This window comes from Aeromonas sp. SrichE-2G (genome assembly GCF_017939565.1).
Classification (GTDB): Bacteria; Pseudomonadota; Gammaproteobacteria; order Enterobacterales; family Aeromonadaceae; genus Aeromonas; species Aeromonas taiwanensis.
Map to the genome: position 1 here is coordinate 16434 of NZ_JAGKRG010000008.1, position 22362 is coordinate 38795.

Sequence of the window (22362 nt, forward strand, 5' to 3'; positions counted from 1 at the left end):
TGTTATACCGCCGTCAGCCTCTCCGGGCTAACGGACGATCGCGATTATTCATTTCAAGGAGAAGAAGATGCCAAAGTGGGTCTATACCCTGCCCCTGCTGGCGCTGGCCTGGGGACATCATGCCAGGGCAGCCGACATCGACGCGGGCAAGGCCAAGGCCGCGCTCTGCACCGCCTGCCATGGGGCAGAGGGCAAGGCGAGCGTGCCCGTCTATCCCCACCTGGCCGGCCAGAATGCCGCCTATCTGGTGAAGCAGTTGAAAGCCTTCAAGGATGGCAGCCGCAAAGAGCCCCTGATGGTGCCCTTCATGGCGGCCCTGACTGAGGCGGACATGGAGAACCTGGCAGCCTATTACGCCAGCTTGAAATAACTCGCCTTACCCGGGCGACCCTGGCCCTTCCCTTGCCAAAGAGGGGGGTATAACAGTGCCATCCATGCTTGCGAGGGAGGCCGGGGTCACTGACTACCGCCGGCAGTGCTCGATGATCAGGTCCATAAAGGCTTCTCCGAAGCGCTCCAGCTTGCGGTGACCGACGCCGTTGATCGCCAGCATTTCGTCTTCCGTCATCGGCATCAGCTGCGCCATCTCCACCAGGGTGGCATCGTTGAACACCACGTAGGGCGGCACCTCTTCATCCTCGGCGATCTGCTTGCGCAGGGCCCGCAGCTCCTTGAACAGCCGCTTGTCGTAGTTGGCACTGTCGAGCAGGCCGTTGCGCTTCTCCTTGCGGCTGGAGATAGGCTGCAGGCGGGGCACCGCCAGTTCCAGCTTCACCTCGCCGCGCAACACGGGTCGGGCCGCCTCGGTGAGCTGCAGCACCAGGTTGCGGGTGATGTTCTGGGTCAAGAGCCCCTTGTGGATTAGCTGGCGGATCACGCTCATCCAGTATTCGTGGCTCTGATCCTTGCCGATGCCGTAGGTCGAGAGCTTGTCGTGGCCGTGATCCTTGATGCGCTGGTTCAGCGACCCGCGCAGCACCTCGACCACATAGCCCACCCCGAAATTCTGCCCCACCCGCCAGACGCAGGAGAGCGCCTTCTGGGCATCTTCGGTGCCGTCATAGCTCTGGGGAGGATCGAGGCAGATGTCGCAGTTGCCACACGGCTTGTCGTTGTACTCGCCGAAGTAGTTGAGCAGCACCTGACGACGGCAGGTCTGCGCCTCGGCGAAGGCCGCCATCACGTTGAGCTTGTACTGCTCCACCTGCAGCTGCTGGGGGTTCTCGATATTGTCGAGCAGGCGGCGCACCCGGCCGATGTCGGCGGGATCGTAGAGCAGCAGTGCCTCGGCCGGGGTGCCGTCACGGCCGGCACGGCCGGTCTCCTGATAGTAGGATTCGATGTTCTTCGGGATGTCGTAGTGCACCACGAAGCGCACGTTGGGCTTGTCGATGCCCATGCCGAACGCCACCGTCGCCACCACTATCTCAATGTCATCTTTGAGGAAGGCTTCCTGGGTCTGCTGGCGCAGCTCCAGCGGCAGGCCGGCGTGATAGGGTGCCGCCTTGCAGCCGTGGCGGGAGAGCCGCTCGGCCACCTCCTCCACCCGGTTACGGCTGGAACAGTAGACGATGCCGCAATTGCCCTTCTGGCTCTGCACGTAGCGCAGCAGCTGCTCCGCCGCCTTGAACTTCTCCACCAGGCTGTAGCGGATGTTGGGCCGGTCGAAGCTGGCGGTGTGGATATAGGGATCGTTCAGCTCCAGCCGATGCAGCATGTCGCTGCGGGTCGCCTCGTCGGCGGTGGCGGTGAGCGCCACCACGGGCACCTGGGGGAACCACTGCTTGAGCCGACCGAGCGCCGCGTATTCGGGGCGAAAATCGTGACCCCACTGGGAGACGCAGTGGGCCTCGTCGATGGCGAACAGACCGAGGGGCAGCTCCGCCAGCCGATCCATGAACTCGTGCTGCAGCAGGCGTTCGGGGGAAACATAAACCAGCTTGATCTCGCCGCGACGCATGGCGGCGAAGTTCTGGACCATCTCCTCCCGACTCAGAGCCGAGTTGATGTAGACCGCCGCCACGCCGTTGGCGCGCAGGCTGTCCACCTGATCCTTCATCAGTGAAATCAAGGGGGAAACCACCACCCCGAGTCCTGGCCGCAGCAATGCCGGGATCTGGTAGCAGAGCGACTTGCCACCGCCTGTGGGTTTGAGCACCAGGGCATCACGCCCTGCCACTATCTGCTCGATGATATCGAGCTGGCCAGGCCGAAACTGCTGATAGCCGAAGACCGCCTGCAGCAGGGCAAGGGGGGTCTCTGGCTGGGCGTCAGGCAGGGTTTCGGCAATCGCGGTCATGGGCTCTCCTTTGGGGTCGCCATTCTAAAGCAGCCGCCGCCCACAATAAACCTGCCATTGCGACTGTTAAGGAAGTGTTGCAGACTGGCTGGAGTTTTTACTCGGCTTTGATGACAGGGATCGGGATCAAGGATGAAACAGATGCTCAAGAAGATGGCGCTCAGTGGTATTGCCAACCTGTTCGCCGAGAAGATGCCGTTCAACAAGCTGATCGGCATGCAGGTCACCCACTACGACTTCGACAGGGTCGAGCTGCGTATCAGGATGGACGAGAAGCTCATCGGCAACCCCTTCCACAACATACTGCACGGCGGCGTCACCGCCAGCCTGCTGGACGTGGCCGGCGGCATGATAGTGGCGGCCTCCTGCATCGATGAGCTGGAGGACTTTTCCCCCAGCTACCTCAAGGAGCGCTTCTCCCGTCTCGGCACCATCGATCTGCGGGTGGACTATCTGCGGCCGGGCCGGGGCAACGAGTTCATCGCCACTGCCCACATCATCCGCGCAGGCAGCAAGGTTGCAGTCGCCCGGATGGAACTGCACAACGAGGAAGGGACCCATATCGCCTTTGGTACCGGCACCTACCTGGTCGGCTAATGGCAGTTATTGCATAAAAAATGCACTTATAAGCCGATTTTAATCATTAGAATTGCTACCCCCTCCCCCGTTCAGGGTCCATACTGAAAGTCGGGATTGTGTGCAGAGGGAGGATTGCAGACGATGAGTGCGATACTGGCTACCCAACCATCCAGAGCCTTGTTGACACAGCTCGAGGCCATGCGCGAACAGGTGCAGACGCCTGAGTGCCGTCACTGGTTGGAACAGGAGCTGGAGGGGTATTCTCTCTGTTCACCCCTGCCGTGGTATCGGATCATTGCCTGTCGGCAACGCGGTCACTTCCTGAATCTGAAGACGGGGAAATATCTGACTTGCCACATCGGCAGCCAAACGCTAAGCCAACGCGACCTGGCCCAAATTCAGTTCATCTATGCCCGTGAACCCGCCGCCCACTATTTGCTGCGTCATGATTCCCATATCGAGCCCTGGCCGGACCAACTGCTGGAAGCGTATCGAGAACAGTTGATCCCCGACCATCTCTGCCTGCAGGCCTGGCATGAGCCAGTGTCTTCGCTGCGTTCACAACTGATGGAGGGAATAGCACATTTCATTAGTGAGTACCCGAAGCATGCGGCTCTGCAAGCCCAACACGGCTTCAAGGCATTGCGGCATCAACACTGGCACATCTGAGCACGCGCCTGGCGCGCAAGGAGGGCACCATCGACAGGACCCACAACGAGATTGCCACAATCTAGAGTGCCGGAGTCAGGATCAGACTCCACCAGCGGGCCACCGAGCGGTGGCCCTTTTATTGTCCGGCGCAGAACAGCTCGGCAGGCAAGACAGGAAAGCATCACATACCATCGGACGGCGGCCAGCGACAGAGCCAGTGTCTCTTGGAGCGAAAGCCAAATACGAAAAGGCCGCTCAATTGAGCGGCCTTTTCTAATGTGGTCGGTGTGAGAGGATTCGAACCTCCGACCCCTTCGTCCCGAACGAAGTGCGCTACCAAGCTGCGCTACACACCGATGTCTGCGGGACGGGAATTTACCGAAAGCCCCGACCCGACACAAGCCTTTTTTTGCATTCGCCACAAAAAAATGGCTTTCCGCTCAACAATCCAGCGCCTTGAGGAAAAAAAGAACGCAGGGTCTCATCCTGCGGCCTGTTCACCCCTGTGGCGGCAACCGGAACTCGGCCGGCCCCAGCAGACGTCGTGACCAATCCGCCACGACCCCATGTTCCAGCCAATGGGCCGCATGCTGCCGCCAGTTCGGGGAGAGCGCCGGGTTGTCCAGCAGCAGTTGCAGATCCTCCTCGTTGCGGGGCTGGTTGAACAGGATGTCGGCGGTGCGCTTCACCGTGAGCCCGGGATAAGGACTGTCCACCAGCAACAGTTCATCTGCCGGTGTTACCCGCCCCTCTTCCAGCACCCGCAGCAACCAGCCGCAGCGGCCACTGAGCTGCATCACCTGGGACAGCTGGTCATAGCCGAACCGCTGGTTGAGCTTGAAACAGGGGGAGCGCGGCTGGCTTATCTGGATCAGCGCCTCCCCGAGGCGGTAGACATCGCCGATGCAGGCCTGCGCCTCGATGAGCCCCAGACCAGAGAGATTCTCACCAAAGGCGGCAGGCTGCCAGGGGGCTCGGGGGGCCGGCAGGCCCAGCGCGGTTTGCCAGGTCTTCCACCAGGCATAGTGATCCGCTGGGTAGTAGTGCAGGGCCCGGTCCGGGCCGCCGTGATGGCGTTGATCGCTCTGCTCATCCCCCTCCAGACCGGAATAGCGGCACCACAGGGGCGTATGTGACTCGTGCTTGTCGATGGCGCTGACGAGACCGGGGGTCAGTTCGGGATGGATGTCGGCGCTCTGGCCGATAAAGAGGGAGATCCGCATTCCATGCTCCTGACGGATGGGGGAATGCGGATCTTAGGAGCAGTTGACGCCTGGGTGCAAGGTGCGCCGGCGTCAACATCCGGGTCAGGCGACGGCCTGCATCTGGGTGGTCATGGCGATCTCGGCACGGCGGCGTTTCTCTGCCCGCGCCATCAGGTACCAGCTGCCGAAGGTGAACAGCGACACCGACAGCAGGATCAGGCTCGCGATGGCGTTGATCTCGGGTTTCACCCCGAGGCGCACCGCAGAGAACACCTCCATCGGCAGCGTGGTCGAGCCCGGACCGGAGACGAAGCTCGCCAGCACCAGGTCATCCAGGGACAGGGCAAAGGACATCATGCCGCCCGCCGCCAGCGACGGGGCTATCATCGGGATGGTGATCAGGAAGAACACCTTCCACGGCTTGGCACCGAGATCCATGGCCGCCTCCTCGATGGAGAGATCCAGCTCCCGCAGCCGCGCCGACACCACGATCGCCACGTAGGCGGTACAGAAGGTGGTGTGGGCGATCCAGATCGTCACCATGCCCCGCTCGGCGGGCCACCCCACCAGCTGGGCCATGGCCACGAACAGCAACAGCAGGGACAGACCGGTGATCACCTCGGGCATGACCAGGGGGGCCGTCACCATGCCGCCGAACAGGGTACGGCCGCGGAAGTGCGGGATCCGGGTCAGCACGAAGGCCGCCACCGTGCCCAGCGCTACCGCCGCAATCGCTGTATAGAAGGCGATCTCCAGGGAGCGGAACACGGACCCGATCAACTGCTTGTTGTCGAGCAGGCCGAAGTACCACTTCATGGACCAGCCCCCCCACACCGTCACCAGCTTGGAGGCGTTGAAGGAGTAGATCACCATGATGACCATGGGCAGGTAGATGAACAGCAGACCCAGCCACAGCATCAGCTTGGCAAAACCAAAGCGCCTCATACTTTACCCTCCAGCTCTTTGGCCTGGTTGCGGTTGAAGAGGGACGATACGGGGATGATCAGCAGCATAGTCTTCATACCTTGCCCTCCAATTCTTTCGCCTGGTTGCGGTTGAAGAGGATGATGGGGACGATCAGCACCGCCAGCATCACCACCGCCAGGGCAGACGCCACCGGCCAGTCACGGTTGTTGAAGAACTCCTGCCACAGCACCTTGCCGATCATCAGGGTCTCCGGGCCGCCCAGCATTTCCGGGATGACGAACTCGCCCACCACGGGAATGAAGACCAGCATGCAGCCGGCGATGATGCCGTTCTTGGAGAGGGGCACCGTGATCTGCCAGAACCGGGTCAGGTTGCGGGCGCCAAGATCCGAGGCCGCCTCCAGCAGGCTCTGATCGTGCTTGACCAGGTTGGCATAGAGCGGCAGCACCATGAATGGCAGGTAGGAGTAAACGATGCCGATGTAGACCGCCAGGTTGGTGTTGAGGATCTGCAGCGGCTCGCTGATGAGCCCCAGGTTCAGCAGCAAACCGTTGAGCAGGCCGTTGTTGCTGAGGATGCCCATCCAGGCGTACACCCGGATCAGGATGGCCGTCCAGGTCGGCATCATGATGAGCAGCAGCAGAACGGTCTGGGTCTCCTTGTTGGCCCGCGAGATGGCGTAGGCCATGGGATAGCCGATCAGCAGGCACAGAATGGTGCTGACCAGGGCCATCTTGAGGGAGCCGAGATAGGCCGCGATATAGAGCTCATCCTCCTGCAACAACAGGTAGTTGCCCATGTTGAGCAGAATGGTGAGCTGGTTGTCCGCCCAGCTCACCACGTCGGTGTAGGGCGGGATCGCCACATCCGCTTCGGCGAAGCTGATCTTCACGACGATGATGAAGGGCAGCAGGAAGAAGAGGAACAGCCAGAAGAAGGGGATGCCGATGACCAGCTGGCGCCCCCCCGCCTGTTTGAGTCGTCTCAATGCCTTCATGATTGCAGCACCACGCCGCTGTCATCTTCCCAGTAGAGGAACACCTGGTCATCCCAGGTCGGCCGCTTGCCGTGGCGCTCGGCATTGGCGATGAAAGCCTGAACGATTTTGCCCGAGGGCAGCTGGATGTGATAAACGGAGTGGCCGCCCAGATAGGCGATGTCGTAGACCTCGCCCTTGGTCCAGTTGAAGTCAGGATGCTCTATCTCGTCCGGCTTTTGCAGGCTCATCAGCAGCTTTTCCGGGCGCAGGGCATAGGTGACCTTCTTGTTTTCCGCGCGGGAGCTGATGCCGTGGCCCACGTAGATGGGCTGCTCCAGATCCGCACAGGCGATGGTGGCGTGGTCCTGCTCATCCTCCACCAGCAGGCCGTCAAACAGGTTGACGTTGCCGATGAACTCGCACACCAGCCGGCTGGCCGGGGTCTCGTAGATGTCCATCGGGCTGCCGATCTGCTCGATGCAGCCCAGATGCATGATGGCGATCCGCTCGGCCATGGTCATGGCCTCTTCCTGATCGTGGGTCACCATGACGCAGGTTACGCCGACCCGTTCGATGATCTCGACCAGCTCCAGCTGCATGGTGGAGCGCAGCTTCTTGTCCAGCGCCCCCATGGGTTCGTCCAGCAGCAGCAGTTTCGGGCGCTTGGCCAGGGAGCGCGCCAGGGCGACCCGCTGGCGCTGGCCACCGGAGAGCTGGTGCGGCTTGCGGCGGGCATACTGGGTCATCTGCACCAGCTTGAGCATCTCTTCCACCCGGGCGTCTATCTCCGCCTTGGGCAGGCCATCCTGCTTGAGGCCGAAGGCGATGTTCTGGGCCACTGTCATATGGGGGAACAGGGCGTAGGACTGGAACATCATGTTGATGGGACGCTCGTAGGGCGGCATGTCGGTAATGTCGACGCCATCGAGGTACAACCGCCCTTCGGTGGGGCGCTCGAACCCGGCCAGCATCCGCAGCAGGGTGGACTTGCCGGAGCCGGACCCTCCCAGCAGGGCGAAGATCTCGCCCTTGTGGATGTTGAGGGACACGTTGTCGACCGCCAGCGTTTCGTCGAACTGCTTGCTTACCCTGTCTATCTTGACCAGCACTTCTTTGCGTTGCTGGCTGCCCTCGAGGGCTTTCTTGTAGGCACTGGAGGCTATCGCCATTACCAAACTCCCAAAGGTAATACCGGCCGGGGCCGATCCATAAAACAGTCTGGCGCCCCGGGATGGGCGCCAAGGTTAGGTTCCGGACTTGATCCTGGTCCAACTCCGGGTGATCAGGCGCTGCACCGAGCGGGGATGTGCTTCCTGCACATAGAGCCGCTCAAGCACCGCCTGGGGGGGGTAGACTGAGGCATCCTCGCGGACGGCCTTGTCCATGAACTCTCCCGCCTTGATGTTCGGGTTCGCGTAACCCACATAGTCGCTCACCTTGGCGATCACTTCAGGCTCGAGAATGTAGTTGATCAGGGCGTGGGCCTCTTTCACGTTGGTGGCATCGGACGGGATCGCCATCATGTCGAACCAGAGGTTGCCGCCCTCCTTGGGGATGCTGTAGGCAATCTCGATCCCCTTGCCCGCCTCCTCGGCGCGGGACGCCGCCTGCAGGATGTCGCCGGAGAAGCCCGCCGCCACGCAGATGTTGCCGTTGGCGAGATCGCCGATGTACTTGGAGGAGTGGAAGTAGGCCACGTAGGGGCGCACCTTGAGCAGCTGCTCCTCGGCCCGCTTGAGGTCTGCCGGCTCATGGCTGTTGGGGTTGAGCCCCAGGTAGTTGAGCGCCGCCGGGATCATCTCGTCCGCCGAGTCGAGGAAGGCCACCCCGCACTGGGAGAGCTTCTTCATGTTTTCCGGCTCGAAGAGGGTTGCCCAGGAGTCGATCTTGTCGACCCCCAGCACCGCCTTGACCTTCTCGACGTTGTAACCGATGCCGTTGGTGCCCCACAGATAGGGCACGGCGTACTGATGGCCAGGATCCACCTTGTCGAGCTGCTTGAGCAGCACGGGATCCAGGTTGCTCAGGTTTGGCAGCAGGGCGGGATCCAGTTTCTGGAAGGCCCCCGCCTTGATCTGCTTGGCCAGGAAATTGTTGGAGGGCACGACCAGATCGTAACCGGTACGGCCGGTCAGCAGCTTGCCTTCCAGGGTCTCGTTGGAGTCGAACACGTCGTAGACGGTCTTGATCCCGGTCTTCTGCTGAAAGTCGCTGAGGGTGGTCTCGCCGATATAATCGGACCAGTTGTAAAAATGAACCACAGGGGCTGCCTGGGTCAGATTTGCAAACCCCAGGGTCAGGGCCAGCGTTGCCATCTTGGTCATGTGCACGTATCAGTCCTCATGTGTGTGATTTTGCCAGTCGCGTGTCCATACGCGCCGTCCAACCTGTCGGGTGGTCACTCCCCTCCCGGCCGAACTGCGGACCGGGAGGGGTACTGCTCGTCTTGCTTACTTGCCTGACTTGATCTTGGTCCAGCTGCGGGTCATCAGACGCTGCACCTTGGCCGGCAGATCCGGGAAGGTGTAGATCTTCTTGAGGGTGTCAGCCGTCGGGTAGATGCCCGGATCGTTGCGGATCGCCTCGTCCACCAGCGGAGTGGCCGCCTTGTTGCCGTTCGGGAACTGCACCACGTTGGTGATGTTCGCGATCACGTCCGGCTTCATCAGGTAGTTGATGAAGGTGTGGGCTGCCTCGACGTTCTTGGCATCCGCCGGGATGGCGATCATGTCGAAGAAGCTGCCAGCCCCCTCCTGCGGAATGGTGTAAGTCAGGCTGACACCGTTCTTGGCCTCGGCAGCACGCGCCTTGGACTGTTGCAGGTCACCAGAGTAACCCACCGCCACGCACAGGTTGCCGTTGGCCAGATCCGAGATGTACTTGGAGGAGTGGAAGTAGGCTGTGTAGGGGCGGATGGAGAGGAACAGCTCCTCGGCCTTCTTCAGCTCGTCCGGCTTCTGGCTGTCCGGCTTGAAGCCCAGGTATTGCAGGGCTGCCGGCAGCATTTCGGTCGGCGAGTCGAGGAAGGAGACACCGCACTCCTTCAGCTTGGCCATGTTCTCCGGCTTGAACACCAGATCCCAGGAGTTGACCGGCGCATCCTTGCCCAGCACGGCTTTCACCTTCTCCGCATTGTAGGCATAGCCAATGGTGCCCCACAGGTAGGGAATGGAGTACTGGTTGCCCGGGTCGCTCGGATCGAGCGCCTTGAGCAGGTCAGCGTCCAGGTTCTGCCAGTTGGAGAGTTTGGACTTGTCCAGCTTCTGGAAAACGCCCGCCTTGATCTGCTTGGCCAGGAAGGGGTTGGACGGGACGACGACGTCATAACCCGAACTGCCCGCCAGCAACTTGGCTTCCAGTACCTCGTTGCTGTCGAACACGTCGTAGACCACCTTGATGCCCGTCTCCTTCTGGAAGTTGTCCAGGGTATCCGGCGCGATGTAGTCGCTCCAGTTGTAGACGTGCAGCACCTTCTCGTCGGCCATCGCCCCGGAACTCATCATGACCAGCGCCACGGAGGCAGCCATCATTCCCTTTTTAAAAGACATAGTCCTTGTCTCCTAAGCAAATTGTATGCGTAAGCCAACCTGCCTCGCGCAGCCTATCCCCGCAGCTTCTCAGCCGTCAGGTCCAGACTGAGCCTGGCCAGTTTGACCAATTCATCCACCTGTTCCTCGGTGATCACCAAGGGGGGCGATATGATCATGGTATCGCCGACGGCCCTCATCACCAAGCCATTGTTAAAACAGAACTCCCGACAGGTCATCCCGGCGTGGAGTTCGGCCGGGAAGCGACGTTTCGTCTGCTTGTCCTGCACTATTTCCAGCGCGGCCACCAGGCCTTTGCCCCGGGTTTCGCCCACCAGCGGATGGTCGGCCAGCTCTGCCCAGCGGCGCTGCAAATAGGGGCCGATACTATCATGAACGCGCTTAACTATGCTCTCACTTTGCATAAGCTGGATGTTGGCAATGGCCACGGCGCAGGCCACCGGATGACCGGAGTAGGTGAAGCCGTGGTTGAACTCGCCCCCCTCCTCCACCAGCACCCTGGCGACCCTGTCCCCGACCATCACGGCCCCCATCGGCAGATAGCCCGAGGTGATGCCCTTGGCCAGGCACATGAGGTCCGGTTTTATGCCGAAGCCCTCGCTGGCAAACCAGTGACCGGTACGCCCGAAGCCGCAGATCACCTCGTCGGCGATGAGCAGGATGCCGTACTGGTCGCAGATGCGCTGGATCTCGGGCCAGTAGCTTTCTGGCGGGATGATGACGCCACCGGCGCCCTGGATGGGCTCGCCGATAAAGGCGGCCACCTTGTCCACCCCCAGCTCCAGGATTTTCTCCTCCAGCTGGCGGGCCCGGGCCAGCCCGAACTCGTGGGCGCTCATGCCCTCCCCCTCACCGAAGTGATAGGGCTGATCGATGTGCACTATGCCGGGAATGGGCAGCCCGCCCTGGGCGTGCATCCCCTTCATGCCCCCCAGGCTGGCCCCCGCGACGGTGGATCCGTGGTAGGCGTTGTGGCGGCTGATGATCACCTGCTTGTCCGGTTGTCCCTTGCTGGCCCAGTAGTGGCGCACCATGCGCAGCACGGTGTCGTTGCACTCGGAGCCCGAACCGGTGAAGAATACGTGGTTGAGGTGCGGGGGCGTGATCTCGGCCAGCAGGGTCGCCAGCTCGGCGGCAGGGGGATGGCTGGTCTGGAAGAAGAGGTTGTAGTAGGGCAGCTCCTGCATCTGCCGGGTGGCGGCGTCCACCAGCTCCTGGCGGCCGTAGCCCATGTTCACGCACCACAGACCCGCCATCCCGTCCAGGATGCGGCGCCCGTCGGAGTCTTCCAGATAGACCCCTTCGGCCTTGGTAATGATGCGGCTGCCCTTCTTGTTCAGGGCCTGAAAGTCGGTGAAGGGATGCAGGTGGTGGCTGGCATCCAGTTGCTGCCACTCACGAGTGGTCTGCTTCATTGCTTGCTCCTCGGTTCCTTCGATTCGGCGGCATGGCCGCCAATTGATGAGGGCGCAGGCGATCGATCCCCGGTCACAGCCTCTCGCGGGTAGATCGCTTCATTGCCTGCTCCTCGATTCCTTTCCATTCGGCAAGCGCCGTCACCCGGTTATTGAAGGCGTCGGCCACCCCGGGTCACGGCGACCCGCGGGTATGTTGTGCTCTTGCCTGCTTGCGTCGTGACTGGGGGAGAGGCCCGGGCCTCTCCCGGGATGGGGTCACACGTTCAGCAGCAGGAACTCCCGTTCCCAGCGGCTGATCACCCCGAAGTAGGTCTCGTACTCCTTGCGCTTGACGGCGACGAAGGCGCGGGTGAAGCGTTCGCCCAGCATCTCCTTGATGGGCTCGCACTGCTCGAGATGGCTCAGCGCCTCCTCCAGGGAGCGGGGCAGGCTGTAGGGCAGCTCGTAGGCGCTCGATTTCATCTCCGGCAGCGGCTCCAGCTTCTCCATCATGCCGAGGTAGCCGCAGGCCAGGGTGGCGGCCAGGGCCAGATAGGGGTTCGCATCGGCACCGGCGAAGCGGTTCTCGACACGACGGGCACTGGGCTCGGAGAAGGGCACGCGCAGGCCGCAGGTACGGTTTTCTACGCCCCACTGCACGTTGCGCGGCGCGCTCTCACCAAAGGTGAGACGGCGGTAGGAGTTGACGTTCGGTGCCAGCAGAGCCGTCACCGCAGGGGTGTATTTCTGCAGGCCGGCGATGAAGTGCATGAACAGGGAAGAGTTGCCCCCCTCGCTGGTACCGAACAGGTTGTTGCCGTCCATGTCCTCCAGGCTCTGGTGGATGTGCATGGCGGACCCCGGTTCGTTGCTCATGGGCTTGGCCATGAAGGTGGCGTAGATACCGTGCCGATGGGCGGCTTCGCGCATGGTGCGCTTGAACAGGAACACCTGGTCGGCGAGATCGATGGCATCTCCGTGCAGGAAGTTGATCTCCATCTGGGCGGCGCCTGACTCGTGGATCAGGGTGTCCACTTCCAGTTCCTGGGCTTCGCAGTAATCGTACATGTCCTCGAAGATGGGATCGAATTCGTTGACCGCATCGATGCTGAACGACTGGCGGGCAGTTTCCGGGCGGCCGTTGCGCCCCACCGGCGGCACCAGGGGATAATCAGGATCTTCGTTGCGGGTCACCAGGTAGAATTCCAGCTCCGGCGCCACCACGGGCTTCCAGCCCTGCTTCTCGTAGAATGACAGAACCCGGCGCAGTACGGAGCGGGGGGCGATGTCGATGAGCTTGCCGTTGACGTCGAAACAGTCGTGGATCACCTGGGCGGTGGGTTCCAGCGCCCAGGGCACGAAACGAATGGTATTGGGATCGGGATAGAGCTGCATGTCCCGCTCCAGCGGGTCGATCATGCTGTCATCATCCGGGTACTCGCCGGTCACCGTCTGGGTGAAGATGACCTCGGGCAGCCGCATGCCCCCCTCTCGCAGAAATTTATTGGCTGGAATGATCTTGCCTCGGGCATTGCCGGTGAAATCCGGGAACAGGCACTCCACTTCCGTGATGCGATTGCTCTCCATCCAGCCCTTGATACTGTCCATGTTAAACCCCGACTCTACGGTTGTCATTGGCAAGGGTGTCTAATATAAGGAACACCCTTGTTAAGAAAATGTAAGCGACCACACCATAAAAGCCCGCGATAAAGGCCTTTGTCAAGCAGTGGTGTTTAAAAAACTATAAATAACGGCCTGTATAATGACCAGAGCGGCACCAAATACTAAACACTCTGTGTCACGATGAGCCCACTGCAAGCCTGATGCCAACGAAAGGCTGGGTCCGCACGAAACTCAGTCACACCCTGTCGGAGGAAGCCCATTTCTTTGCAAGTGCGCACACTCTTTATCCGATCTCCTTTGCATGCCTGCATTTTTTTGGTACAAGGCCCGCCCTGATTTGCACTCTCCTGCATGGATTTGGTGCAAATCGGGATACAAGGGCTTGGTCTGCAGGCAGACAGCCCCCATACATGGGAAAAATTGGGAAACTGACTGGTAGCAAACCATATGTGTGATTTCATGACTGAAGACCAGCTGGCCTTTTACAAGGGCCAGATCGAGGGGCAGATCGTCGAGCTCGAAGAACGTCTCAACTCCCAGGCCAGCCAGGCTATCGCCACCGATACCAACGAGATGGCCGACGAGATCGATCGTGCCAGCGTCGAGGAGGCCCGTCGTCTGGAGCTGAACCGCATCGAGCACGACAAGCTGCATCTGCGCAAACTGAAGGGAGCGCTCAAGCGCATCAATGACGGGGATTTCGGCTATTGCGAATCCTGTGGCGACGAGATTTCCCTCAAGCGGCTGCAGGCTCGGCCCGAGTCCCGCTTCTGCGTCGAGTGCCAGAGCACCAAGGAATTCAACGACACCCACGTGTTCCGCCGCGTCGCCTGATGCGTCGGGTGGCCCATGCCGGTGCGGCATGGGCCACCCGCAGGCTTTCTCGACCGAGCCAGGCCTGACAACACCTGATTCCCTGCTCACGGCGTCACAGCAAGAGTGTGGAAACTTCTGTTAGACTCCGGGCAAGTCCCGGACTCTACAGGAGAACAAAGCGTGAAATGGCTCATCAGGCTGTGCTTGTGCCTGCCACTGCTGGCACAAGCACAGACGTTCACCGTCAAGGTCCCCAGCCGGCCGATCAACGACCTCGACAACGAGTACCAGCTCAAGCTGCTGGAACTGGCGCTCAACCGCGCCGGACAGCCCTACAAGCTGGAACGGGTCGAGCTCAACCTCAATCAGTACAGCCTCCAGCAAGCCCTCGCCAGGGGCAAGACCATCAATGTGTTCTGGATGGGCACCTCCAGCGCCCTCGAATCCTCCCTGATCGCCGTTCCCGTTCCGCTGTTTCGCGGGCTGGAAGGACTGCGCCTCTCCTTTATTCACGCCAATGCCCAGGAGAAGTTCAACCAGATCAATACCCTGGAGGATCTCAAGAAGCTGAAGGCGGCACAGGGGGTGGGGTGGGCCGACAACAAGATCCTGGAGCAGGCAGGCATTCCCACCTATGCGGGGCGCTACAGCAACCTGTTCCGCCTGATGAATGACGGCGACAAGCTGGACTTCTTCCCGCGCGGCCTGGTGGAGATCTTTGCCGAGCGCAGCGAGCTGGTGGCGCAGTATCCCAACCTGGTCATCGATCAGCATCTGCTCATCCGCTACCCCTTCGCCGAGTTCTTCTTCGTCAGTCCAGAGGCCCCCAAGCTGGCCAAGGCGATCCAGACAGGGCTGGAACGGGCCTATGCCGACGGCAGCTTCATGAAATTCTTCCACGAGAACCCCAGGATCCGCGAGGCCCTGGCCAGCGCCAACCTGGATCAACGGGTCACCATCTCCCTGCCCAATCCCGACATGACCCCCTTGCTCAGGCGAATACCGGCCCAATATTGGGAATATCCGCCCCAATAAGGGCAGTAGCACTACGCCACCGTCGGGAATATGCCTTCCGGCGAGGGCAAGTAAGCGACTCAAAGGGATCTAATTCAGCCAGCAGCGCCAGGGAGGTGCCATGAAACGACTCGACGAATGGTTCAGCGACTACGGCCAGAGCCACCAGCACCCGGTCAACGTGGCCATCCACAAGCTGGCGGTGCCCGGTATCTATCTCTGTTCCCTGGCCCTGCTGTGGTGCCTGCCTGCCGGGCCGCTGCCACCGTCCCTCAACTGGGCGGCGCTGGCGGCCATCCCGGTGCTCGCCTTCTACCTGCAGCTGTCGTTTTCGCTGTTTGTGGGCATGGCGGCGCTGACGTCCCTTGGGCTGGCACTCTGTTACACCTGGCAAGGCCCGCTGCTGTGGCCCGCCCTCGGCGGCTTCCTGCTGCTCTGGGTGGCCCAGTTCGTCGGTCACAAGATCGAGGGCAAGCGCCCCTCCTTCCTTGCGGACCTGCAATTCCTGCTGGTAGGCCCCGCCTGGGTGCTGGCCAGCCTCTATCGTCGCTTGGGCATTCCCTACTGAGGAGTGCCGACAGGAGAAACCATGACACACCCTCACCCCCTCAGCCGCGCCCTGCCCCTGCTGCTGGGCATGCTCTGTGCAACCCCTGCGCTGGCCGACAAGGCAGACCCCGTCGGCGAGGTGAGCACCGCCTTCAAGCTGGTCGGCCCGAATCACAAGATCCTGGTGGAGGCGTTCGACGACCCCAAGATCGCCGGCGTCGCCTGCTATCTGGCGCGCCCCAAGACCGGGGGCGTCAAGGGCGGCCTCGGGTTGGCGGAGGATCCCTCCCATGCCTCCCTGTCGTGCCACCAGATCGGCCCCATCACCCTGCCTGCCAGGCTGAAGGCCGGGGAAGAGGTGTTCGATGTCAGCACCTCCCTGGTGTTCAAGGAGCAGAAGGTGGTGCGCTTCTACGACGAGAAGCGCAATGCCCTGGTCTACCTGACATACAGCACCAAGTTGGTGGATGGTTCTTACAAGAGTGCTGTGAGCGCCGTGCCCATCATGCCGTGGGGCTGATACCCCACCATTTATCCCGTGCTCAACACCTCAAGCTGTTGTAATTTAACTACATCATTATCTGCGGAGAGCGCACCATGAGAGTCGCCGTTTTCAGTACCAAGAGCTACGACAAGGAACACTTCCACCAGGCCAACAGCCAGTACGGTTTCGATCTGGAGTTCTTCGACGTGCGGCTGGAGGCCAAGACGGCCCGGTTGGCCCACGGCTTCCCCGTGGTCTGCCTGTTCGTCAACGATGATGCCGACCGCGAGGTACTGACCGAGCTGGCACAGTACGGCACCAGGGTCATCGCCCTGCGCTGCGCCGGTTACAACAACGTGGATCTGGCCGCCGCCAAGGAGCTGGGCCTGAAGGTGGTGCGGGTGCCCGCCTACTCCCCCGAGGCCGTCGCCGAGCACGCGGTGGGCCTGATGATGACCCTCAACCGCCGCATCCATAAGGCGTACCAGCGCACCCGCGACGCCAACTTCTCCCTGGAGGGGCTGGTCGGCTTCAACATGCACGGCCGCACGGCCGGCATCATAGGCACCGGCAAGATCGGCATCGCCACCCTGCGCATCCTCAAGGGCTTCGGCATGCGCCTGCTGGTGAGCGATCCCTACCAAAACCAGGCGGCCATCGATCTGGGCGCCGAATACGTGGACCTCGACACCCTGTTCCGCCAGTCCGACGTCATCAGCCTGCACTGCCCCCTGTTCAAGGAGAACTATCACCTGCTGAACAAGGAGGCCTTCGCCAAGATGAAGGACGGGGTGATGATCATCAACACCAGCCGGGGCGGCCTGCTCGACTCCAACGCCGCCATCGAGGCCCTCAAGACCGCCCGCATCGGCGCCCTGGGGCTGGACGTCTACGAGGAGGAAGAGGATCTCTTCTTCGAGGACAAGTCCAACGAGGTGATCACCGACGATGTGTTCCGCCGCCTGTCCGCCTGCCACAACGTGCTGTTCACCGGTCACCAGGCCTTCCTGACCCGGGAGGCGCTGCACGCCATCGCCGACACAACCCTTAGCAACATCCAGGCCATCGAGAGCCAGGGGCGCAGCGACAACGAGGTGGAGTAAACCCGCCCCGTCTTTCGCTCGCCATTCAGCTGCGCCGGGTTGTGAGACCCGGCGCCTTCGGGTAGGCTACCAGCCCTTTTTTGCTCAGGAGTCTGGCCGCCCATGTTTATCGGATTTGATTACGGTACCTCCAACTGTGCCGTCGCCGTGATGGAACAGGGCAGCCCCAGGCTGCTGACCCTCTCCGGTTCCCATTACCTCCCCTCCACCCTGCACGCTCCCCACCGGGATGCCATCGCCGGCCTCCTGGCCGAAGGGCTGGCCCCCGTCCAGCAGAGCGAATACCTCAAACTGCGCGGCCCCGTGGTGACCCGGGCCCAGGCGGTGCGCCGCCAGATGCGGGAAGAGGGGCTGATCGACGAACTCAGCTTCGGCGGGGCTGCCCTGGAGCGCTACCTGGAAGAGCCGGACGAGGGCTACTACATCAAGTCGCCCAAATCCTTCCTCGGGGCCTACGGCCTCAAGGCGCCCCAGATCGCCCTGTTCGAGGACATCGTCTGCGCCATGATGCTGCACGTACGCCAGCAGGTGGAACAGCAGACGGGCACCCCCGTCCGTCAGGCGGTCATCGGCCGGCCCGTCAACTTCCAGGGCCTGGCCGGGGAGGAGAGCAACCGCCAGGCCATCGCCATCCTGACCGAGGCAGCCCGCCTCGCCGGGTTCGAGCGGGTGGAGTTCCTCTATGAACCCGTGGCCGCCGGCTTCGAGTTCGAGGCGCGCCTCACCGAGGATGCGGTGGTGCTGGTGGTGGATATCGGCGGCGGCACCACGGACTGCTCCATGCTGCGCATGGGCCCGAGCCATCGCGACCGGCTGGATCGCGACGGCGACCTGCTCGGCCACAGCGGCCAGCGCATCGGCGGCAACGACTTCGACATCCGCCTGACGGTGGAGGGCATGATGCCGCTGCTCGGCATGCACGAGACCCTCAAGACCGGCAAGCCGCTGCCCCACCCCCTGTTCTGGGACGCGGCCGCCATCAACGACGTCAGCGCCCAGAGCCGCTTCTACAGCCTGGATACCGCCCGCCAGCTGCAGGATCTGCAGCTCGACAGCCAGCCCGGCAGCAAGCTGCCCCGCCTCGCCAGCCTGCGGGCACACAAGCTGAGCCACCAGCTGGTGTGGCGCGCCGAGCAGGGCAAGATCGCCCTCTCCGACCAGGCGCTCAATCACCAGACCCTGAACGAGCTGGAGAAGGGGCTGGAAGCCGAACTCACCCGCGACCAGCTGGCCAGCGCCTCGGCTCCGCTGCTGGAGAAGATTGGCGAGCTGATGGATGAGGCGATCAACGCCGCCGGCGTCCAGCCGGATCGCATCTTCATCACCGGCGGCAGCGCACGCTCTCCCCTCATCAAGGCCTTTATCCAGCAGAAACTGCCCAAGGTACCGCTGGAAGGGGGGGACGACTTCGGCTCGGTCGCCTCCGGCCTCGCCCGCTATGCCGAGCGGCTGTTTGCCGCCTGATGGCCAGGCCCGTCAAGACGCACGGATAACATGGGGCCACGTTGTGGCCCCTTTTGCTGATAACGGGCCTCGCCCGGGGCGAGTGTTGCCATTTACCGACACCCCCCGTTTCTGCGGGGCGACAGAAGCGGTCGGGCGCGCCCCCCCGCGATCTGCCTCCGGCGCCCCGGTGCGGGTATGCTTGCCATACCCACCACCGGAGCCCCTTCAATGCCCAGATACCTGCTACTGCTGCTCGCCCTGCTTCTGCTCAGCGCCTGCAGCAGTACACCCCGCTTCGCCTCGCAAGATCTGCAGCACCATCACTGGGTGCTCGACCGACTGGATGGTCAGGCCATCGCCAGCAGCCGCGTCAATCCGCCTGACATCGAGATAGGGGAACACTTCACCGTCAATGGTATCGCCGGTTGCAACCGCTACTTCGGCCAGGGTCATCTCGAGGGTGACAGGCTCTGGGTCACCAGCCTCGGCAGCACTGCCATGGCCTGCCCCCCCGGGCTCGATCTGGTCGAGCAGGCCGTGCTCGCCACCCTGACCGAGGGCGCCACCCTGAGCGGCACGCCCCAGACCCTGATCCTGCAGGGGAAACGGCACCGTTTGGAATACAAGCTGCAAGACTGGGTGTTCTAAGGGTCACAAAACCGCTCGCCGACAGGAACAACTGGCCAGGCTGTGGCACAATATGAGGCATTGTTAGCAATGGAGGCTGCCTCAGCCATGTCGATGGATCGCCTGTTTGGCAAGATCAAGCAACTGCCCACAATCCCCAAGCTGCTGCACGAGCTGATGCAGAGTTTCAACGATGAAAATGCCCGCATCGACGAGATCGCGGCCAAGATCGCCATGGACCAGGTGATCAGCGTCAAGGTGCTGCGTATGGCCAACTCGGCCGCCCTGCGTCGGGGCAACGAAGTGACCTCCATCGAGCAGGCGGTGATCCGGCTCGGCTTCAACCGTCTGCGCTCCGTGGTGGTCGCCTCCGGCATCATCAGCAGCTTCAAGGCTCCCCCCGGCTTCGACAAGAACCGTTTCTGGACCCAGACCTTCCAGGTCGCCACCATAGCCCGCACCCTGGCTCAGCAGACCAGGGCCGTGGATCCGGAGACCGCCTTCACCTGCGCCCTCATTCACAACATCGGCGAGCTGCTGATCCAGAGCACCCTGCCGGAGGAGGCCGGGCTGGTCAATCTGGCCATCGAGAAGGGGAGCAGCCGGGTCGAGGCCCAGCGGGAGATGCTGGGTTACGACTATGCCCAGCTCGGTGCCGAGCTGGCGCGACGCTGGAACCTGTCGACCGCCTTCGTCGACGCCATCGCCCAGCAGCTTGACCCCCTCTCCCACGATCCGGTCAGCAAGGAGGCCGTGCTGATCCGGCTTGCCGTCTTCGTCTCCTTCGCCTGGCACGCCGGCGTTCCGGCCCAGGCCATCATCGCCCGCTTCCCCAAACCCCTCGCCGACCAGCTCGGGCTGGATCCCGCCACCCTGGCGGATCAGCTCGAACAGCTGCACGAACAGGGCAATGCCCTGGCCGATTTGCTGACCCAGTAGATGTACAACGGCCGATCAGCAGGAGCCGGATCCCCGTCTCATTCTGGCGGATCAGCTCGACCTGCTCCACGAGCAGGGGAATGCCCTCGCCGACTTGCTGACGCAATAGGCTCACGGATGACAGCACAGCGGAGCCGGTTCTGCCGGCTCATTCTGGCCCGTCGTCACATACACCACCCCATGGACAGGCTAAGATGGCCCGAGCCGATCGCCTGATCCTGTAGCCTCTTTGACACAGTAGACACCATGACCCATCCCTTCCTGTTTCACCCCCAGGCGGCACCCTGGTTCAAAGAGAGTGCCGACACCCTGCAGCTCACCCTGTTCAGCGAGCTGGACGCCCCCATCCGCGAGGTGTGGCTGCGCCATGAGCCGGACAACGAGGAGTACCTGGTCGCCATGACGCCCATCTCCACCCGGGACAGGCTGCAGGTCTGGCAGGTCGAGCTGCCCCTCGCCCGGGGGCAGGACATTCACCTCTACTGCTTCAAGTGCCTCACCGACGAGGAGCAGTGGTGGCTGCACGGCGCCGGCGTCAGCGCCGCCATGCCGCCGCGGGAGCAACATTTCCGCTTCAACAGCCTCCACCAGCCGCCGGCCTGGGTCCAGGATCAGGTCTTCTACCAGATCTTCCCGGATCGCTTCTGCAACGGCGATCCGTCCCTGAGCGTCAAGCATCACGAGTACGAGTACCGCGGCAAGGCGGTCATCAGCAAGGCCTGGGGCGAGCCGGTCAGCCGCCACGAGGAGGGTCACGGCGCCTGCGAATTCTACGGCGGGGATCTGGCGGGCATCGACGCCAAGTTGCACTACCTGCAGTCCCTGGGGGTGACGGCGCTCTACCTCAACCCCATCTTCGATTCGCCGAGCAATCACAAGTACGACACCCAGGACTACTTCAAGGTGGATCCGCACCTCGGCACCAACGCCCGGTTTGCCGAGCTGACCCGCAACCTGCACCAGCGCGGCATGAAGATCATCCTGGACGCCGTGGTCAACCACACCTCCACCGAGCACCCCTGGTTCTGCCCGCCGCTGGGGGCCCAGCGCAACCCGGACTCCCCCTGGCGCAGCTTCTACACCTTCGACCAGGAGGGGGATTACGTCAGCTGGAAAGGGATCCGCAGCCTGCCCAAGCTGGACTTCTCCAGCGAACAGGTGCAGGACGCCGTCTATCGCGCCGACGACGCCATCCTGCGCTACTGGATGCGGGCCCCCTACCAGATCGATGGCTGGCGCTTCGACGTCATCCACATGCTGGGGGAGCGGGGCACCGCCGAGGGCAACCGCGGCCATGTGCGCGCCATCCGCAGCGCGGTGAAGCAGGAGAACCCGGACGCCTACGTGCTCGGCGAGCACTTCTTCGAGGCGAGCCAGTGGCTGCAGGGAGATCAGGAGGACGGCGCCATGAACTACTACGGCTTCGCCCACCCCATCCGCGCCTTCCTGGCGGGGCAGGACATCGCCTATCACCCCATCAGGATCAGCGCCACCGAGCTCGACCACTGGCTCAAGCTGGCGCGGGCCCACATCCCGTTCAAGAACCAGCTGGCCCAGTTCAACCTGCTGGACAGTCACGACACCGCCCGCTTCCTGCACCTGCTGGGAGAGGACAAGCAGCGGATGCGGCTCGCCGCCACCCTGCTCATCACCTACATCGGCGTGCCCTCCATCTACTACGGCGACGAGGTGGGACTCTCCGGCGGCAACGATCCGGACTGCCGCCGCTGCTTCCCCTGGGACACCACCGACTGGGATCACGTGCTGCACGACCACTATCGCCGCCTGATCCAGCTGCGCCGCCAGCGCCCTGCCCTGCGCCGGGGAGACATCCAGACCCTCTACGCCGGCCCCCACAGCTATGTGTTCGCCCGCACCCTGCAAAGCGATCAGGTGCTGGTGGCCTGCAACCGTCACCCCACGGAGCCGCGTACCATCAGCCTGCCCCTGTGGCAGACGGCGAGCCCCACCAGCCGCTTCACCGACGCCTTCAACGGCGACAAGTTCGAGGTAGTGCAGGGGGAGGTGCAGCTCACCATCCCCGCCAACTCGGCCAGAGTGCTGCTGTCGAGCTGACCTGAGAGAGGATCAAGTAGATGGCGGGCTCTGTCCCGCCATTACTCCCGGTCGTTATCAATTTCCGACCAGTAAAATTATTTACTACGCGTCATTCTGA

Annotated in this window: 21 protein-coding genes and 1 tRNA gene; 12 read left to right on the forward strand and 10 right to left on the reverse strand. The window is 62.4% G+C overall.

Annotated elements, in window-relative coordinates; genetic code table 11:
• The first annotated feature begins 67 nt into the window (after positions 1-67).
• Positions 68-370 (forward strand): cytochrome c, encoded by a 303-nt coding sequence (locus tag J9885_RS12155; RefSeq protein WP_210549605.1) that lies wholly within the window; start codon positions 68-70, stop codon positions 368-370.
• 93 nt (positions 371-463) lie between these two features.
• On the opposite strand, the gene recQ is transcribed toward J9885_RS12155, so the two are convergent.
• Entirely contained in the window at positions 464-2299 is a 1836-nt protein-coding gene (gene recQ, locus J9885_RS12160) for an ATP-dependent DNA helicase RecQ (protein WP_210549606.1), read from the reverse strand.
• A 132-nt stretch (positions 2300-2431) separates the two neighbouring features.
• Between recQ and J9885_RS12165 the strand changes: the two genes are divergently transcribed.
• A complete protein-coding gene (locus J9885_RS12165) occupies positions 2432-2896 on the forward strand; it encodes a thioesterase family protein (protein WP_210549607.1) in 465 nt (154 codons plus the stop codon).
• A gap of 123 nt (positions 2897-3019) precedes the next feature.
• Positions 3020-3547, forward strand: a complete 528-nt coding sequence (locus tag J9885_RS12170) for a hypothetical protein (protein WP_043764070.1) — start codon at positions 3020-3022, stop codon at positions 3545-3547.
• Positions 3548-3808: 261 nt separating this feature from the next.
• On the opposite strand, the gene J9885_RS12175 is transcribed toward J9885_RS12170, so the two are convergent.
• The 9 genes from J9885_RS12175 to J9885_RS12215 all read right to left on the reverse strand — a co-directional run bounded on the left by J9885_RS12175 (position 3809) and on the right by J9885_RS12215 (position 13193).
• Positions 3809-3885 (reverse strand) — tRNA-Pro (locus J9885_RS12175).
• A 141-nt stretch (positions 3886-4026) separates the two neighbouring features.
• Positions 4027-4752 (reverse strand): MOSC domain-containing protein, encoded by a 726-nt coding sequence (locus J9885_RS12180; protein ID WP_210549608.1) that lies wholly within the window; start codon positions 4750-4752, stop codon positions 4027-4029.
• 84 nt (positions 4753-4836) lie between these two features.
• On the reverse strand, positions 4837-5679 hold the full coding sequence (locus J9885_RS12185) for an ABC transporter permease subunit (RefSeq protein WP_043764072.1): 843 nt from the start codon (positions 5677-5679) through the stop codon (positions 4837-4839).
• Between the two features lie 73 nt (positions 5680-5752).
• Positions 5753-6658 (reverse strand): ABC transporter permease subunit, encoded by a 906-nt coding sequence (locus J9885_RS12190; protein ID WP_210549609.1) that lies wholly within the window; start codon positions 6656-6658, stop codon positions 5753-5755.
• Complete coding sequence (gene potA, locus J9885_RS12195) at positions 6655-7809, reverse strand: polyamine ABC transporter ATP-binding protein (RefSeq protein ID WP_043764074.1); 1155 nt, start codon at positions 7807-7809, stop codon at positions 6655-6657. Before potA ends, J9885_RS12190 begins: the two co-directional genes overlap by 4 nt.
• A 75-nt stretch (positions 7810-7884) precedes the next feature.
• Positions 7885-8970 carry a polyamine ABC transporter substrate-binding protein gene (locus J9885_RS12200; protein ID WP_134694247.1) on the reverse strand — a complete coding sequence of 362 codons (1086 nt, stop codon included), beginning with the start codon at positions 8968-8970 and terminating at the stop codon, positions 7885-7887.
• Positions 8971-9090: 120 nt separating this feature from the next.
• Positions 9091-10188, reverse strand: coding sequence for an extracellular solute-binding protein (locus tag J9885_RS12205; RefSeq protein ID WP_043764076.1), 1098 nt, complete (start codon positions 10186-10188; stop codon positions 9091-9093).
• Positions 10189-10241: 53 nt separating this feature from the next.
• Positions 10242-11603, reverse strand: coding sequence for an aspartate aminotransferase family protein (locus tag J9885_RS12210; protein ID WP_043808482.1), 1362 nt, complete (start codon positions 11601-11603; stop codon positions 10242-10244).
• Between the two features lie 258 nt (positions 11604-11861).
• Entirely contained in the window at positions 11862-13193 is a 1332-nt protein-coding gene (locus tag J9885_RS12215) for a glutamine synthetase family protein (RefSeq protein WP_210549610.1), read from the reverse strand.
• Between the two features lie 462 nt (positions 13194-13655).
• On the opposite strand from J9885_RS12215, the gene J9885_RS12220 reads away from it, so the two are divergent.
• The 9 genes from J9885_RS12220 to malZ all read left to right on the forward strand — a co-directional run bounded on the left by J9885_RS12220 (position 13656) and on the right by malZ (position 22262).
• Positions 13656-14042: a TraR/DksA C4-type zinc finger protein gene (locus tag J9885_RS12220; protein ID WP_043764081.1), complete on the forward strand. Its 387-nt coding sequence runs from the start codon at positions 13656-13658 to the stop codon at positions 14040-14042.
• 162 nt (positions 14043-14204) lie between these two features.
• A complete protein-coding gene (locus J9885_RS12225; protein ID WP_134694244.1) occupies positions 14205-15059 on the forward strand; it encodes a hypothetical protein in 855 nt (284 codons plus the stop codon).
• 100 nt (positions 15060-15159) lie between these two features.
• The gene (locus J9885_RS12230) at positions 15160-15606 is read left to right on the forward strand and encodes an Mpo1-like protein (protein ID WP_043764083.1); all 447 of its coding nucleotides are present in this window, start codon (positions 15160-15162) and stop codon (positions 15604-15606) included.
• Positions 15607-15627: 21 nt separating this feature from the next.
• Positions 15628-16107, forward strand: a complete 480-nt coding sequence (locus tag J9885_RS12235) for a CreA family protein (RefSeq protein WP_210549611.1) — start codon at positions 15628-15630, stop codon at positions 16105-16107.
• Positions 16108-16184: 77 nt separating this feature from the next.
• Positions 16185-17174, forward strand: a complete 990-nt coding sequence (locus J9885_RS12240) for a 2-hydroxyacid dehydrogenase (RefSeq protein WP_043764085.1) — start codon at positions 16185-16187, stop codon at positions 17172-17174.
• 102 nt (positions 17175-17276) lie between these two features.
• The gene (gene yegD, locus J9885_RS12245) at positions 17277-18638 is read left to right on the forward strand and encodes a molecular chaperone (protein WP_210549612.1); all 1362 of its coding nucleotides are present in this window, start codon (positions 17277-17279) and stop codon (positions 18636-18638) included.
• Between the two features lie 210 nt (positions 18639-18848).
• Complete coding sequence (locus tag J9885_RS12250) at positions 18849-19268, forward strand: META domain-containing protein (RefSeq protein ID WP_043764087.1); 420 nt, start codon at positions 18849-18851, stop codon at positions 19266-19268.
• Between the two features lie 69 nt (positions 19269-19337).
• On the forward strand, positions 19338-20186 hold the full coding sequence (locus J9885_RS12255; protein ID WP_043764088.1) for an HDOD domain-containing protein: 849 nt from the start codon (positions 19338-19340) through the stop codon (positions 20184-20186).
• Between the two features lie 246 nt (positions 20187-20432).
• The gene (gene malZ / locus J9885_RS12260; protein ID WP_210549613.1) at positions 20433-22262 is read left to right on the forward strand and encodes a maltodextrin glucosidase; all 1830 of its coding nucleotides are present in this window, start codon (positions 20433-20435) and stop codon (positions 22260-22262) included.
• Positions 22263-22362: the final 100 nt, after the last annotated feature.

Bases quoted from the DNA above. Each gene is read 5' to 3' on its own strand.
- J9885_RS12155 (WP_210549605.1), top strand. From the start codon at position 68: ATGCCAAAGTGGGTCTATACCCTGCCCCTGCTGGCGCTGGCCTGGGGA.
- recQ (WP_210549606.1), bottom strand. From the start codon at position 2,299: ATGACCGCGATTGCCGAAACCCTGCCTGACGCCCAGCCAGAGACCCCC.
- J9885_RS12165 (WP_210549607.1), top strand. From the start codon at position 2,432: ATGAAACAGATGCTCAAGAAGATGGCGCTCAGTGGTATTGCCAACCTG.
- J9885_RS12170 (WP_043764070.1), top strand. From the start codon at position 3,020: ATGAGTGCGATACTGGCTACCCAACCATCCAGAGCCTTGTTGACACAG.
- J9885_RS12180 (WP_210549608.1), bottom strand. From the start codon at position 4,752: ATGCGGATCTCCCTCTTTATCGGCCAGAGCGCCGACATCCATCCCGAA.
- J9885_RS12185 (WP_043764072.1), bottom strand. From the start codon at position 5,679: ATGAGGCGCTTTGGTTTTGCCAAGCTGATGCTGTGGCTGGGTCTGCTG.
- J9885_RS12190 (WP_210549609.1), bottom strand. From the start codon at position 6,658: ATGAAGGCATTGAGACGACTCAAACAGGCGGGGGGGCGCCAGCTGGTC.
- potA (WP_043764074.1), bottom strand. From the start codon at position 7,809: ATGGCGATAGCCTCCAGTGCCTACAAGAAAGCCCTCGAGGGCAGCCAG.
- J9885_RS12205 (WP_043764076.1), bottom strand. From the start codon at position 10,188: ATGTCTTTTAAAAAGGGAATGATGGCTGCCTCCGTGGCGCTGGTCATG.
- J9885_RS12210 (WP_043808482.1), bottom strand. From the start codon at position 11,603: ATGAAGCAGACCACTCGTGAGTGGCAGCAACTGGATGCCAGCCACCAC.
- J9885_RS12215 (WP_210549610.1), bottom strand. From the start codon at position 13,193: ATGGACAGTATCAAGGGCTGGATGGAGAGCAATCGCATCACGGAAGTG.
- J9885_RS12220 (WP_043764081.1), top strand. From the start codon at position 13,656: ATGTGTGATTTCATGACTGAAGACCAGCTGGCCTTTTACAAGGGCCAG.
- J9885_RS12230 (WP_043764083.1), top strand. From the start codon at position 15,160: ATGAAACGACTCGACGAATGGTTCAGCGACTACGGCCAGAGCCACCAG.
- J9885_RS12235 (WP_210549611.1), top strand. From the start codon at position 15,628: ATGACACACCCTCACCCCCTCAGCCGCGCCCTGCCCCTGCTGCTGGGC.
- J9885_RS12240 (WP_043764085.1), top strand. From the start codon at position 16,185: ATGAGAGTCGCCGTTTTCAGTACCAAGAGCTACGACAAGGAACACTTC.
- yegD (WP_210549612.1), top strand. From the start codon at position 17,277: ATGTTTATCGGATTTGATTACGGTACCTCCAACTGTGCCGTCGCCGTG.
- J9885_RS12250 (WP_043764087.1), top strand. From the start codon at position 18,849: ATGCCCAGATACCTGCTACTGCTGCTCGCCCTGCTTCTGCTCAGCGCC.
- J9885_RS12255 (WP_043764088.1), top strand. From the start codon at position 19,338: ATGGAGGCTGCCTCAGCCATGTCGATGGATCGCCTGTTTGGCAAGATC.
- malZ (WP_210549613.1), top strand. From the start codon at position 20,433: ATGACCCATCCCTTCCTGTTTCACCCCCAGGCGGCACCCTGGTTCAAA.